Here is a 668-nt window from a genome sequence, read left to right as displayed (position 1 = left end):
AAATTACGGCAACGCCTGCCGGCAAAGTTTATGGCGACAATGATCCGGTATCCTTGCCCTATACCGTCACTTCCGGGGCGCTGATCCCCGGTGACAAACTTACCGGCCAACTTGCCCGTGCCGCGGGTGAGGACGTAAACCACTACGCGGTGAACATCGGCTCCCTCGGTGGAAGTAACTATACAATTTCCTTTATTACCGCTGACTTCACCATCACCCCCAAACCCGTTACCGTGACCGCCGACGAGAAACATATCGTGTATGGCGATGCGGAGCCTGCGCTTACCTACTCTTCCGCCCTGCCGGGAAACAGCTTTACCGGGGAGCCCGCCTGGGCGAAAGCAAAAAATGCGGGCACCTACCCCATCACACAGGGAACGCTCAGCGCAGGGGCGAACTACGCCCTTACCTTCGTGCCCGCCAGTGTGGTGATCGGTCCCAAAACGGTTACCGTTACCGCTGACGCAAAACGTAAAACCTACGGCGGGCCCGATCCGGAGTTTACCTATACCTACACCGGGCTGGCAGGTACCGACGGCTTCAGCGGAAAGCCCGGAAGAGATAATACGGCCGGCATGAACAGTGCCGGTACCTATGCCATCAAGATCGGAGACCTCAGCGCCGGATCCAACTACGCCATCAGCTTTACAGGCGCCGACCTGGTGATC

Annotated in this window: 1 protein-coding gene; it reads left to right on the top strand. The window is 58.1% G+C overall.

Annotated elements, in window-relative coordinates; translation table 11 throughout:
• On the top strand, positions 1-668 hold a 668-nt coding region (locus GS398_RS22155; protein WP_304622157.1), incomplete at both ends, for an MBG domain-containing protein.

The sequence above is a fragment of the Hufsiella ginkgonis genome, assembly GCF_009834915.1.
In the GTDB taxonomy this organism is placed as follows: domain Bacteria; phylum Bacteroidota; class Bacteroidia; order Sphingobacteriales; family Sphingobacteriaceae; genus Hufsiella; species Hufsiella ginkgonis.
The sequence above is the reverse complement of the archived record's forward strand: the minus strand, read 5'-3'. Positions and strand labels throughout refer to the sequence as shown.